Raw genomic sequence first — 12,009 nt, 5'->3', positions numbered from 1 at the left:
GCCTGAGCGCGGGCGGCGGCGCGGCAGAGTGGGCGGCGGCGGGGGGGTAACGTGCTGCGGATGACCGGCACGCCGTACTCGCACTGCTCCTACTGCGGCGCCGCCTACCCGCCGGCCGCCGGATGGCCGCGGGTCTGCGCGGCCTGCGGCGAGACCGTCTGGCGCAACCCGCTGCCCGTGGCGGTCGCGGTGCTGCCGGTCCGCACGGCCGACGGCCTGGGTGTCGTGGTGGTCCGCCGGGACATCGAGCCGGCCCGCGGGCTGCTCGCGCTGCCGGGCGGCTTCGTCGAGTACGGCGAGGAGTGGTCCGACGCCCTCGTTCGTGAGCTGCGGGAGGAGACCGGCCTGGTCGCGGCCGCCGAGGACGCCCGACTGCTCGCGGTGCGCGGCGCCCCGCACGGCGGCACGATGATGATCTTCGGAGTGCTGCCCGAGCGAGCGGCCGAGGACCTGCCACCGTCGACGCCGACGGAGGAGGCCACCGAGTGGCTCGTGCTCTCCGACCCGGTCGAGTTGGCGTTCTCCACCCACACGCGGGTCCTGGCCGAGTTCCTGACCGCCACCTCCTGACGTCTCCAGCATCGGATACGGCACCTGCCCACGCGGCCACGGCAAAGAGCCTCGATCCATTCTGGTGGCCCGACGACCTCTGACCGTGGCCGTTGCCGCCATCAAGGGTTCCGTCGATCCGCAGTATCATGCGAGCGCCGCCGCGCCGCTAGGCTGCGGCCTCGACATCGCATGGCTGGTAAGAGGAGACGGACATGTCGCAGGACCACGCTGAGCAGCCGGCCGGAGGTTCGGCCGCCAAGCTGGACACGACGGTGCCGCACTCGGCACGGGTGTGGAACTACTGGCTCGGCGGTAAGGACAACTTCGCCCCGGATCGCGAGGTCGGCCAACAGGTACGGGCCGTCTTCCCGGAAATCGTCGAGGCGGCACGGTATTCGCGCGCGTTCCTCGGACGAGCCGTGACGTATCTCGCCGCGGAGGCGGGGATCCGCCAGTTCCTCGACGTCGGTACCGGCCTGCCCACGGCCGACAACACCCACGAGGTCGCCCAACGGATCACGCCGCAGGCGCGCGTCGTCTACGTCGACAACGACCCGATGGTTCTCGCGCACGCCCGGATGCTGCTGACCAGCAGCCAGGAGGGTGCCACCCAGTACGTCGACGCCGACCTGCGCGACCCGGAGAAGATCGTCCAGGACGCCCGCGACACACTGGACTTCGGTGCGCCGATCGCGCTGATGCTGCTGGGCGTCATGGGTCACGTCGAGAAGCCGGCCGAGGCCCAGGCCATCGTCAACGCTCTGGTCTCGTCCCTACCGTCGGGCAGCTTCCTGGCGATGTCCGACGGTACGGCTACCAGCGAGCGGGTCATCGAGTCGCATCGGCAGTACAACGAAAGCGGTGCTCTGCCGTACCACCTGCGGGAGGTCGCGGACTTCACGGCGTTCTTCGACGGCCTCGACCTGGTCGAGCCGGGCGTCGTGCCGCTGGGGCACTGGCGGACCGACAGCAGGCCCCCGGCCCCGGTCGATGGCTACTGCGGGGTCGCCCGCGTGCTCTGACGCCCCGGCATAGACTCCGTCGATGCGTGAGGTGTCGGGGGACTTCGAAATCCACATCACTGTCCAAGATCACGAGGCGAACCTGCTGTCTGCCTTCACGGCCCGGCACGGGATGAAGTTCGTGCACATCGTGCTCGACCGGGGCACGTTCGCCTACCAGCCGATGCTCACCCTGACCGGGCGAGGCACGCTGGCCGAGCAGCGGGCCGCGGCGCTGCGCTGGGAACGCGAGGTGCGGGCCGCCGGTATGCAGGTGCGCCGCACGAAGATCGAAGCGGCACCGTGGTGCGTCGGCGTGCCGCAGTCGGACGAGCAGGCGGCGACGGAGCCGAAGGGCCGGTACTTCGAGCATCACCTCAAGCTGCTGCTGACCGGCCCGGCGGTGGCGCAGGTACTGGCGCTGACCGATCTGGTCGTGCCGCACGGGGCGCGGCTGTCCCGCAACGCCCGCCGGGAACGCGCTGACGGTGTGCAGGAACGGTTCGTCAACCAGCGCTGCCACGGCGTCGGGCTCACCACCGCCAAGCAGCGCCTGGACGACCTCGTCGCGGCCCTGGCCGCCGCCGGGCATGAGCCCGTCGCCGTCGAGCAGGAGTACGTCGTGTTCGACGGCAACCCGGCACACGACGACCGCTGGATGGACGTGCCCGAAGGCCGCGTGAACGAGTGGCAGGCGACGCGCGAGAACACCGTGAGGTCCGCACCGGAGGGCATGCCGGGCTTTCCGCCGACCTACCGACCACTGCCCGCCGACGTACCCGTCCGCCAGCGGGCGGCGTTCGATCCGGCGCTCAGGCAGTATTCGAACGCGTACCGGGCTGGTGAGCCCGACTTCCTCGTGGCCGCCACCGGTGAGCGGTGGACCACCGCCCGGCGCGCCGCGATGCGACAGATCCTGGCGGTCATCGCGGCGATCCCCGAGAGCCGCCATCTGGTGCTGCGCGGGAGTGTCCTCCTGCCGGCCCAGGTCGGTGACGGCGCCCGCGAGCCGGGCGACCTCGACTTCGTCGTCGTCCCACACACGATCACCAGCGACAGTGCCGACGCCCGTGCGCTACTCGACGCCGTCAAGGCCGCCGTCCGGGCCACCCCGGATGCCGGCCTGCAACCGGACCGGATCAGCGAGGCCGTCATCTGGACGTACGACCGGGCCGACGGCCGCCGCCTCGTCGTCCCGTTCAGCACGGCCGGGGCGCCGGACGGCCACGTACAGATCGACATCGTCTTCGGCGAACAGCTCCCCCTCCCACCGGAAACGGTCATGCTGCCGGGTGTCGCGGAGCCGATGCTGGCCGCACCCGCCGCGCTGGCGCTGGCGTGGAAGCTGCTGTGGCTGGCCACCGACTCGTATCCGCAGGGCAAGGATCTCTACGACGCAGTTCTCCTCGCCGAAACCACAACCGTCGACCTGGACCTGGTCCGCCGGCTCATGCGACCGGACCTCGCCGTCGAAGCCGACCGCTTCGACGCCGAGACCGTGCTGACCTGGGGCGTCGACTGGGCCAACTTCACCGACGAGTACCCGGGTATCGAGGGCACCGTCGAGCAGTGGACACAGCGGCTCGCGCTGGCCCTCGACCGCGCCTGGGCATAGGGCCTGTGTCAAAGTCCTCGGTGCAGCCGAGCCGTCTGGGGCCGTCGCAGGCCGGCCAGGGACTTTGACACCGGGCCCTGGCCGCCGCGTCGGTCCGCGGCAGCCTCCTCGGCTGGGCTCGGCGCGATCTGGTCAGCGGGTGTCGGCGGGGCGGCGTTCGTCGGTGCCGGTCAGGTAGCCGCTGGCCTGCAGGTCGAACAGCTCACGGTAGAGGCCGCCGGCGGTCATCAGTTCGTCGTGGCTGCCGTGCTGGACGAGTCGACCCCGTTCCAGCACGAAGATCCGGTCGGCGTGCCGGACGTTTGCCAGCCGGTGGGTGATCAGCACGACCGCCCGGTCGGGGCGGCGGCGCAGGTGCTGGAACAGGGCGTGTTCGGCACGCGCGTCCAGGGCGGCGGAGGGTTCGTCACAGATCAGCAGGGCGGCGTCGCGGTAGAGGCCGCGAGCCGCGACGAGCCGCTGCCACTGCCCACCGGACAGCTCGTGACCGTCCTTGAACTCCCGGTCGAGCAGCGTGTCGTAGCCGCGCGGCAGGCCGACGATCATGTCGTGCGCGGCGGCCGCACGAGCCGCCTCCTGCACACTCGGGCCGGACCGGTCCGGTGGGCGGTCGTGCCGGCCGACGCGGATGTTCTGCCCGGCGGTGAACGGGAACTTCCACCACTCCTGGGTCATCACGGCCACCTCGGCGCCCAGGGCGCGCGGGTCCAACTCCGCCGCGTCGACGCCGTCCCAACGGATCACCCCGCCGGTCGGCTGATAGAGGCCCGCGATCAGTTTGGCCAGGGTGGTCTTGCCGGAGCCGTTCTCGCCGACAAGCGCGATCACCTCGCCCCGGCGGACGGTCAGGCTGACCCGGTCCACCGCCGGGGCGTCGGTGTCCGGGTAGCGCAGGCTCACGTCGTCCACCTCGATCACGTCGACACCGTCGGTCACCCGGTTGCCGCCGATCGGCACCCGGGCGTGGGCGCGGGCCAGGAAGTCCTGGTAGTCCTGGTAGTAGAGGGCGTCCTCGTACAGCGAGTTGGTGGCGACGACGGCCACGCCCAGGCTGGTCCGCGCGGACTGCAACGCGAGCAGGGCGGTGGCCGCGGCGGCGAGGGCCACCATCCCACTGAGCAGCAGGCCGCCGAGGACCGCGTACACGCCGAAGGTGGCCAGCCCCGCCACCGTGGCACCGATGACCCGGGTGCCGGTCTGGGAGCGGACCAGCCGCAGCTCGGCGCGGGTCTCGACCGCCATCACCCCGCGATACTCGGCGAGCAGGAAGTCGCGCATCTGGTACGCGCGTACCTCGGCGGCGGTGTGCCGGTTGGCCATCAGGTGGGCCAGCATCCACATCCGGCGTCGCCTGGTGATCCGGGCCAGCATCGCCAGGTACTCCCGGCGGGCCATCCGCACCGCGGTGACCGCCTGGGGCACCGCGGCCAGCAGCAGGCAGGGCAGCAGCAGCGGTTGGATGACGGTCACCGCGACGGCGGTGGCGAGCATCCCCACCACGCCGGTGACCAGGTTGACGGTGTGGTCGACGATGTACGCGGCCTCCGCCATCCCCCGGTCGCGCGCCCGGTCCATCTCCTCGGCGAAGCCGGCGTCGTCGAACGCGGCGAGGTCCACCGCCGTGGTGGCCTCGAACAGCCGCAGCTCCACCTGATAGTTGATCTGCGGGATCAGCCGGGCCTGCGCCCAACCCGCCGCGATGGTCAGGCCGCCGCGCGCCGACACCGCCGCCGCGGCCACGATCAGCGCCGGCAGGGCCGAGCGGACCCGGTCCGGGGTGGGACCGACGGCGAACAACTCGCGCAGCACGCTTGTCGTCGCGAGCAGGCCGAACGTGGTCATCACCCCGGCGGCGATGTTCAGGCCGATGGAGGCGACCGTGTCCCGGCGGTTGGTGGACCAGGCCAGGCCGACCGCCGCCCGGACCAACCGGGGCAGCCGGCGGGCCACCGCCCAGAAGCTGGTGTGCGCGAACTCCTGTGCGTGGTGCAGCCACTCACGATCCTCCAGCTCCGGCAACATCGTGTCCGGTGGATCATCCGGCTGGTCGTTCTCCACGGTGGTGCGCTGGCGTGCCATCGACTCCACGGGACCCTCCTCGGGGGCGGGATCACGAAACGCCGCCCGAGACTACTGCCCGCTACCGCCCGCTGTCTCTAGGTAGCCGGCGCGTCGCCGGGCACCTCCGGTGCGCCCTCCGTGATCGGCAGCAGCACCCGGAACGTGGTCCGTCCCGGCTCGGTCTCCACCCGGATGTCACCGTGGTGCTTGTGCACCACGATCCGGTACGAGATGTCCAGCCCCAGGCCGGTGCCCGCGCCGACCGGCTTGGTGGTGAAGAACGGTTCGAAGATGCGTGGACGCACCTCGGGCGGGATACCCGGGCCGGTGTCGGTGACCTCGACCGCCAACTGGTCACCGACGCGGCCGGTGTGGACGGTCAGCACCCCCTTCTCCCCCATCGCGCCCAACGCGTTGTCGATCAGGTTGGTCCACACCTGGTTCAGCTCGGCCGCGTACGCCGGGACCGGCGGGATGCTGCGGTCGTACTCGCGGACCAGCTTCACCTCGGCGGGGATCTTCCCCTTGAACATCACGAGCGTGGCGTCGAGCAGGTCGTGCACGTCCACCACCCGGTGCGGCGCGCGGTCCAGCTGCGAATACTGCTTGGCGGCGTCCACCAGACCGGAGATCCGGGTGACCGCGTCGCCGATCTCCCGCATCAGCAGCTCGGTGTCGACCGTGTAGGTGAGCCAGCGCACCGCCGCCTCCAGGTCCGCCGCGCCGACAGCGGCCTTGACCTGCGCCAACCAGGCCGCGTCGAGCCCGCCTCCTACCAGGATCGGTGCCAGGTCCCAGGCGCCGCCGACGCCGTGCTCCTCCAGCCAGTCGGTGAGGGTGTCCTCGGCATCGGCGGTGGCCATCGGGGTCAACTTCGGCGCGGTGGCCACCCGAGCGACAGCCTCCTCCTGCAACGCGACAAGGCCGTGCAGGGCGGTGCCGTCGAGCCGACCATCGGCGACCATGGCGAGCTTGTGCCGCATCCCGGCGACCCGGTCCCGCAGCACCGAGGTGGCCCGCACCGCCGCCGCGGCCGGATTGTTCAGCTCGTGGGTCAGCCCCGCCGACAGCGAGCCGAGGGCCAGCAGTCGCTCCCGCTCGCCGACGATGGTCTGGCTGTTCCGCAGGCCGAGGAACAACCCCTCCAACAGGTGCATCGGCATCGGGAACCAGGACCGCAGGGCGTGCGCGAAGTCCTCCGCCGGCAGCACGAAGAAGTCCGAGTCGACAAGCGCCCGCATGGTGTTGCGGTAGATCTGGTCGACCTGGTCACCCAGGTACGCCTGGACCGCCCCGCCGTACACGCCGCGCTGGTCGGTGCGGCTGACCTCGATGTCGTCGCCGCGCACCTGGCGGCTCAGCGCCACCGCGCCGCGCACCAGCACGAAGAAGCAGGTCCCGGGCTCCCCCTCGGCGTACACGAGGGTGCCGCCGGCGCGCTGCTCGACCCGGCCGCGTTCGGCCAGCCAGTCGAGCTGCCCCTCGTCGAGGGACTCGAACAGGAACAGGGTACGCAACTGCGCGGGTGTCAGCCGATCAGACGCGGTGGTCACTGGATCTCCTTCGTTCGCGACTGCGGGGCCTCGCTGAACCGGCTCATTGGGCTTCCAAATAGCGGTGCACGAGCGAGACGGCCATCGCGCCCTCGCCGACGGCCGAGGCGACCCGCTTGACCGACTCGGCTCGCACGTCCCCGGCCGCGAACACCCCCGGAACGCTGGTCTCCAGGTGGTACGGGTCGCGCGACAGCGACCAGCCGGCCGGCCGGCGTCCCCCGGCCAACAGGTCCGGGCCGGTGACGATGAAGCCGCGTCCGTCCCGGACCACCACCCCGTCCAACCAGTCGGTACGGGGCTCCGCGCCGATGAAGATGAACAGCCAGGAGGTGTCGACCGAGCGGGCCTCCCCGGTACGGGTGTCGCAGAGGGTGAGCCGTTGCAGGTGGTCCTCACCCGCACCGCCGACCACGGCCGTGTGCGGGTGCACGGTGATCCGGTCGATCCGCTCCAACTGGTCGATCAGGTAACGCGACATCGAGGCGGTCAGGTCCGCGCCCCGGATCAGCAGGTGCACCCTCGACGCGTACCGGGAGAAGTGCACCGCAGCCTGGCCGGCGGAGTTGGCCCCGCCGACGATGTAGACGTCCTGCTCGACGCAGCTCGGCGCCTCGGTGGCGGCCGCACCGTAGAACACCCCCCGACCGGTGAGGTCGGCCAGCCCGGGAGCGTCCAGCACCCGGTACGACACGCCGGTGGCCAGCACCACGGTGTGCGCCGCGATCTCGGAGCCGTCGCCGAAGCGCAACAGCCGGGCGCCGCCGGCCTCACTCAGACCGACCACCTCCCGGGCACTGAGCAACTCGGCGCCGAACTTGACCGCCTGCCGCCGGGCCCGATCGGTCAACTGCGCGCCCGAGACGCCGTCGGGGAAACCCAGGTAGTTCTCGATCCGGCTGCTCTGCCCGGCCTGCCCGCCGGTCGCCCGCCGCTCGACGAGCACGGTGCGCAGCCCCTCCGACGCGCCGTAGACAGCGGAACCGAGGCCGGCCGGGCCGCCACCGATCACCACCAGGTCGTAGAAGTCCGACGCGGGCACCACGGTGAGCCCTGCCAACGCGGCCAACTCGGCCTCGTTCGGGGCGATCAACGCCTTACCGTCGGCCGTCACCACCAGCGGCACGTCCGCCTCGGTGGCCCCGGCCGCGTCGAGCAGGCGGGCGCCCTCCGGGTCGTCGGAGAGCATCCACCGGTACGGCACCAGGTTGCGGGCCAGGAAGTCACGGACCTTGAACGACGGCGCCGACCAGCGGTGCCCTACGACCCGGATCTCGGCGCTCACCGCGTCCGGGGTGACCGACCATGCCTCCAGCAGCCCGTCGACCACCGGGTACAGCTTCTCCTCCGGCGGATGCCAGGGCTTGAGTAGGTAGTGGTCCAGGTCCACCACGTTGATCGCCTCGATCGCGGCATCGGTGTCCGCGTAGGCGGTGAGCAGCACCCGGCGGGCAGCCGGGAAGATGTCCATCGCCGCTTCCAGGAACTCCACGCCGGTCATCTCCGGCATCCGGTGGTCGGCCAGGAGCAGCGCCACCTGCTCGCCGCGCAGCTTGACCTCCCGCAGCGCGTCCAGCGCCTCCGGTCCGGAGGACGCCCGCAGCACCCGGTAGCGGTCGCCGTAGCGGCGGCGGATGTCCCGGGCCACCGCGCGGGACACCACGGGGTCGTCGTCGACGGTCAGGATCACCGGATTCGCCATGGCGCCATGAAATCACCTGTTGACGGTCGGCCGCACCACGGCCCGGGCTCGGCGGATGGTTGACCGGGTTCGGGATGGGTAAGCCGGGGAGCCGCGTAGGTGGTCGTACGTCGACGACCCGCCCGGCTGCCGCGCACACCTCGGGGGGCCCATGGCGGACGTGTCGCCGACCGGACCGACCACGTCGGGCGGGATCGTGGAACTGCGGGTGCACGGTGTCTCCGGCGCGGGGGCGGATCAGGTGCTGGGCCGGCCGTACGTGCACCAGGTCGCCGGGGACCGCAGCGGCGGGTTCTACCGACCGCGCCCCGGCTACCCGGACTCGACCGGGACGGACGGGGTGACGCTGGAGGCGTACCGGTGGAGTGACCTGCCGTCCGGCACGGCCGTGCGGACGCTGTCGCTGGTGTTCCTGTTGCCCTTCATGCTCTGCAACGTGGCGCTGTGGATGCGCCCGGCGAACACCGCGTCGAAGTTGGGTTTCATGGCGCTGTGCCGGGTGCTCGCCCTCACCCTCACCATGCTCTACGTGCTCTCCATCGTCGGGGTGGCGTTGGACCTGGTCGCCTGGCGCTGCATGGACACCCCGTCGTGCCTGGCCGGGCGGAGCTGGCTGTCCTGGCTCGGCGGACGCCCGCCCGGGCTCCGCCTGGGTGTGCTGGCGTTGGTGCCGGTCGCCGCCCTCGGGTTGGTCTGGTGGCTCGGCGCCCGCCCGGGCCACTCGTTCGACGCGTTCCGCAGCCCGTCGACCCCGACCTCGAAACACCGGTTGAGCGCGGTCGGCCAGTGGGACGGCGAGCCACTCGTGGGTCGGCTGCGCTCGGTCCACGTCGCGGCGGGATTCGCCACCCTCGACGGCAGCCTGCTGGCCGCCCGCGCCAGCCAACACCGCTCGTGGGTGATGGTGCTCCTGCTGGCGGCCACCGGGGCGGTGCTGCTGGCCTGCCTGGTCCTGCTCACGGTGGTGCCGAGCATCGACCGGACCGACCCGGCGCCCCGGGTGGACGCCCTCTTCCGCGGGCTGCGCACGATCGCCTGCGGCGTGACGATGCTGGTGATCGTGCACGTCGTCATCAGCCCGGCCCCGTGGCCGCGGGGCGGCGCACTGCCCGGCTACGGAGCGATCGTGGCCTGGCTGTTCGTCAGCCAGATGATGCTGATAACCATCCTCGCCGCGCTGGTGATCTGGCGGCGGGGCGGCGGGCAGCGCGGGGGGCCGCTGCGCGCGTTGGGAGCGCCGGTCTTCGTCACGATCGCGGCCGGTCTCGCCGTGGCGTTCTCCGCCGAGCTGGTCTACCGCGTGGCGGACGTGCTCGATCGCGAGGGCACGACCGCGGACGGGCTGGAGACCAGCCCGCCCCTGGCGTACAAGTGGGCGATCTTCGGGTTTTTCCTGGCGGTGCTGACCGCTCTGCTGGTGGCCGCCCTGGTCACCAGGCTGACCCGGCGCGGGCGGCGGCGGGTAGCCCGGGCGATCGTGACCGCCGACTTCCCGCACGCTCCTCCGGCGGCGGCGGACCGGGTGCGGCGGGTCGAGCGGGCGATCGCCCGGGCCCGGTTCACCGAGCGGCTGGAACCGCTCTCCGTGGTGTACGCCGGGCTGGCGGCGCTCGGCCTGTCCACCAGCGTGCTCGGCCTGCTCCAGCTCCTGCCGGGTGAGCTGGCGCAGCGCTACGTCGGGGTGCCCGAAAGCATGGTCAACTTCCTGATCGGGTCGGGCAGCTACGCGATCGCCCTGATCCTGCTCGGCCTGGTGGTGGGCGGCATCTTCGCGTACCGGACGGCGCAGTTCCGTCGCTACGTCGGTGTGCTCTGGGACCTGGGCACGTTCTGGCCCCGGGCGGCGCACCCGTTCGCGCCGCCCTGCTACGCCGAGCGGGCCGTGCCCGAGTTGGCCAAGCGGATCACCTACCTGGTGGAACAGGGGCAGGGCGTGCTGCTGGCCGGGCACAGCCACGGCTCGGTGCTGCTCGCCGCGACGGTGCTGCAACTGCCCACCCGGATCACCGACCGGGTCGCGCTGCTGACCTACGGATCGCCACTGGGTCGGTTGTACTCGCGGCTGTTCCCGGCCTACGCCGACGAGCCGGCGCTGCGGGAGATCGGCGAGCGGGTCGGCTGGCGCTGGATCAACCTGTGGCGCGACACCGACCCGATCGGTGGTTGGATCTTCGCCGCCCACCGACCCGGGACGGCCGAGACGCTGACCGGTCCGGCGGCGATGGTGGACCGCCGGTTGGTCGACCCGCAGGATGTGGTGCCGGCGCCCAGCGACAGCGTTCCCCCGCCGATCCTCGGGCACTGGCCGTGCGAGTCGCAGGACGAGTTCGCCGAGGCGGTACGGGAGCTGACCGGGCGACTGCTCCCCGAACGCCGGACGACCGGCTGAGACGGCGGCCGGATATCGTCGCGGGGTGAGCCCGTCCAAGCAGCCCGAACGCCGGTTGATCGCCTCGAACAAGAAGGCCCGGCACGAGTACACCGTGCTGCGCACGTACGAGGCGGGCATCGTGCTGGTCGGGACCGAGGTGAAGTCGCTGCGCGAGGGGCGGGCCTCGCTGGTGGACGCGTTCGCGCACGAGCGCGACGGTGAGATCGTGCTGTACGGCCTGCACATCGCCGAGTACACCTACGGCACGTGGACCAACCACGCCCCGCGCCGCAACCGCAAGCTGCTGCTGCACCGGGCCGAGATCGACCGGATCCTGGACAAGGTCCGCGAGGGCGGGGTGACCATGGTCCCGCTGTCGATGTACTTCGAGAACGGCTATGCCAAGGTCGAGCTGGCGCTGGCCAAGGGCAAGCGCTCCTACGACAAGCGGCAGACGCTCGCCGAGCGCGACGCGAACCGCGAGATCGCCCGCGAGCTGGGACGACACCTCAAGGGCCACCCCCGCCGGCCCTGATCTGCTGCCACTTCCGGTTTCTGTTCGCGGCGCGCCCGCGGGGTCGTTGACGTCCCTTCATCGACGTGGTCTGCTCAGTCGACGCCGTTAATGAAAACGGTAATCGTTACTCGATGCGGAGGAGAACCATGTCGCTCACCGTCCCGCCCGCCCTGCTCGACGCCGCCGAACGAGGCCCGATCGACGACGAGGCCTTCATCGCCTGCGTCCGCGACTCACTCCCGTACGCCTGGGCCACCGTGAGCCGGGTGGTCGCCGAACTCGAAGCCGGAGACGACGACCTGGCCGACAACGTCGTCCCGCCGCCCACCGACGCCGACCGGGGGCAACTGCTCCGGGCCCTGGCCAGCGACGCGATCCGCGCCGGCCTGGAACGGCACTTCGGCGTACGCCTGGCATTCCAGAACTGCCACCGCGTCGCCGCGTTCCGCCCGTCCGCCGTCGACGGGGAACGCTACCGCCGCTTCGTGTCGACCCGTGGCCAACTGCTCAACCAGTCCCCCGAACTCCGCAACTGCTGAGGATCCCCCTCGGGGCGGGCGGACCCCGCGGCCCGCCCGCCCCCGGGGACCCTGCCGCCCGACGCGCCGCCCCGCGCCCCGCGCCCCGCGCGCCCCGC

9 protein-coding genes are annotated in these 12,009 nt (G+C 71.9%); 6 read left to right on the top strand and 3 right to left on the bottom strand.

Annotation, left to right across the window (positions count from 1 at the left end; all coding sequences use genetic code 11):
* The first annotated feature begins 60 nt into the window (after positions 1-60).
* From AB0A90_RS33015 to AB0A90_RS33005, 3 genes are all read left to right on the top strand, one after another.
* Positions 61-570: an NUDIX domain-containing protein gene (locus tag AB0A90_RS33015; protein ID WP_357255609.1), complete on the top strand. Its 510-nt coding sequence runs from the start codon at positions 61-63 to the stop codon at positions 568-570.
* Between the two features lie 194 nt (positions 571-764).
* Positions 765-1,574: an SAM-dependent methyltransferase gene (locus tag AB0A90_RS33010; protein WP_357255607.1), complete on the top strand. Its 810-nt coding sequence runs from the start codon at positions 765-767 to the stop codon at positions 1,572-1,574.
* A 22-nt stretch (positions 1,575-1,596) separates the two neighbouring features.
* Positions 1,597-3,168 carry a nucleotidyl transferase AbiEii/AbiGii toxin family protein gene (locus tag AB0A90_RS33005; RefSeq protein WP_357255605.1) on the top strand — a complete coding sequence of 524 codons (1,572 nt, stop codon included), beginning with the start codon at positions 1,597-1,599 and terminating at the stop codon, positions 3,166-3,168.
* A gap of 132 nt (positions 3,169-3,300) precedes the next feature.
* On the opposite strand, the gene AB0A90_RS33000 is transcribed toward AB0A90_RS33005, so the two are convergent.
* The 3 genes from AB0A90_RS33000 to AB0A90_RS32990 form a co-directional block, all read right to left on the bottom strand.
* Positions 3,301-5,247: an ABC transporter ATP-binding protein gene (locus tag AB0A90_RS33000; protein ID WP_357255693.1), complete on the bottom strand. Its 1,947-nt coding sequence runs from the start codon at positions 5,245-5,247 to the stop codon at positions 3,301-3,303.
* Positions 5,248-5,324: 77 nt separating this feature from the next.
* Entirely contained in the window at positions 5,325-6,782 is a 1,458-nt protein-coding gene (locus AB0A90_RS32995) for an ATP-binding protein (RefSeq protein WP_357255603.1), read from the bottom strand.
* A 43-nt stretch (positions 6,783-6,825) separates the two neighbouring features.
* The gene (locus tag AB0A90_RS32990; RefSeq protein ID WP_357255601.1) at positions 6,826-8,484 is read right to left on the bottom strand and encodes an FAD-dependent oxidoreductase; all 1,659 of its coding nucleotides are present in this window, start codon (positions 8,482-8,484) and stop codon (positions 6,826-6,828) included.
* Between the two features lie 151 nt (positions 8,485-8,635).
* On the opposite strand from AB0A90_RS32990, the gene AB0A90_RS32985 reads away from it, so the two are divergent.
* From AB0A90_RS32985 to AB0A90_RS32975, 3 genes are all read left to right on the top strand, one after another.
* Positions 8,636-10,873, top strand: coding sequence for a hypothetical protein (locus AB0A90_RS32985; protein WP_357255599.1), 2,238 nt, complete (start codon positions 8,636-8,638; stop codon positions 10,871-10,873).
* Positions 10,874-10,898: 25 nt separating this feature from the next.
* A complete protein-coding gene (smpB, locus tag AB0A90_RS32980; protein WP_088948483.1) occupies positions 10,899-11,390 on the top strand; it encodes an SsrA-binding protein SmpB in 492 nt (163 codons plus the stop codon).
* Between the two features lie 128 nt (positions 11,391-11,518).
* A complete protein-coding gene (locus AB0A90_RS32975) occupies positions 11,519-11,911 on the top strand; it encodes an SCO5389 family protein (protein ID WP_179783419.1) in 393 nt (130 codons plus the stop codon).
* The last annotated feature ends 98 nt before the right edge of the window (positions 11,912-12,009 follow it).

This window comes from Micromonospora sp. NPDC049204, assembly GCF_040647935.1.
Taxonomy (GTDB): Bacteria; Actinomycetota; Actinomycetes; order Mycobacteriales; family Micromonosporaceae; genus Micromonospora.
Note: the sequence above shows the minus strand (reverse complement) of the source record. Positions and strands in the feature narration are given on the sequence as shown.

Coding starts and splice junctions, on each gene's coding strand:
- AB0A90_RS33000 (WP_357255693.1), bottom strand. CDS start 5,247: ATGGCACGCCAGCGCACCACCGTGGAGAACGACCAGCCGGATGATCCA.
- AB0A90_RS32985 (WP_357255599.1), top strand. CDS start 8,636: ATGGCGGACGTGTCGCCGACCGGACCGACCACGTCGGGCGGGATCGTG.
- AB0A90_RS33010 (WP_357255607.1), top strand. CDS start 765: ATGTCGCAGGACCACGCTGAGCAGCCGGCCGGAGGTTCGGCCGCCAAG.
- AB0A90_RS32975 (WP_179783419.1), top strand. CDS start 11,519: ATGTCGCTCACCGTCCCGCCCGCCCTGCTCGACGCCGCCGAACGAGGC.
- AB0A90_RS33015 (WP_357255609.1), top strand. CDS start 61: ATGACCGGCACGCCGTACTCGCACTGCTCCTACTGCGGCGCCGCCTAC.
- AB0A90_RS32990 (WP_357255601.1), bottom strand. CDS start 8,484: ATGGCGAATCCGGTGATCCTGACCGTCGACGACGACCCCGTGGTGTCC.
- AB0A90_RS33005 (WP_357255605.1), top strand. CDS start 1,597: ATGCGTGAGGTGTCGGGGGACTTCGAAATCCACATCACTGTCCAAGAT.